Origin of the sequence: Myxococcus sp. AB036A, from assembly GCF_006547355.1 — a bacterium.
Lineage (GTDB): Bacteria > Myxococcota > Myxococcia > Myxococcales > Myxococcaceae > Myxococcus > Myxococcus virescens.
The window spans coordinates 1-460 of record NZ_VHLC01000238.1 but is presented as its reverse complement, the minus strand read 5'-3'; the positions used below and the strand labels follow the sequence as shown (position 1 = coordinate 460).

The 460-nt window shown below is 71.3% G+C and carries 1 protein-coding gene; it reads left to right on the top strand.

Features of this window, described 5'->3' with window-relative positions:
* Positions 1-140 precede the first annotated feature (140 nt).
* A partial coding sequence (locus tag FL344_RS38260; protein ID WP_141621957.1) for an AAA family ATPase occupies positions 141-460 on the top strand: 320 nt, incomplete at its 3' end.

Sequence of the window (460 nt, the reverse complement as noted above, 5' to 3'; positions counted from 1 at the left end):
TTCATCCGCGACCTCGAAGCCCGGATCGCCGCGCTCGAGGCCGGCCCGGAGCCCAGCGCCGACGACACGGCCAAGGCCGCCGAACTGCGCGACGCCCTTCGCCTGGGTCGCCTGCTGCTGGCCGGCCATGAGGTCTCGCTGTGAGGATCCGCCGGCTGCGCGTCCAGAACCTGCGGCGCTATCGCGAGCTCGACATCGACCTTTCGCCCGGTCTCACGATCATCCGCGGGCCGAACGAGGCCGGCAAGTCCACGATCCAGCGAGCCATCGAGCTGGCCCTGACGCGTCGCGTCACGAGCGCCGCCGGGGACCTCGAATCGCTGAAGCCCTGGGACGCGGCCGAGGGCGCGCTCACCGTCGTCGCGATCGACTTCGACCAGGACGAGGAGGACGGCTCGCGGACGGGCACGCTCGAGAAGACCTTCGCCGGCGCGAAGGGCACCGTGGACCTGCAGTACGA